Below are 228 nucleotides of genomic sequence, written 5' to 3' on the forward strand. Positions count from 1 at the left end.
CTGCACGAACTGTTCGATGTGACGGCGCACTGTGCCCGCCTGGGCAACGAGCTGGATCGCGAAACCATTGATGGCATCCTCGAACAAGGCGCGCGGTTTGCCGGCGAGGTGGTTGCGCCGCTTAACCGCCAGGGCGATGAGCAGGGCTGCCGCCTGGAGCAAGGCGCTGTGTGCACCCCCGATGGCTTTCGCCGGGCCTACCGGCAATATGTGCAGCAGGGCTGGGGT

Annotated in this window: 1 pseudogene; it reads left to right on the forward strand. The window is 65.8% G+C overall.

Annotation, left to right across the window (positions count from 1 at the left end):
- Positions 1–228: pseudogene (locus R0K30_RS23960) on the forward strand (hypothetical protein); the annotation flags it as partial.

Source organism: Bacillus sp. SIMBA_154, assembly GCF_046536015.1.
In the GTDB taxonomy this organism is placed as follows: Bacteria; Bacillota; Bacilli; order Bacillales; family Bacillaceae; genus Bacillus; species Bacillus pumilus_P.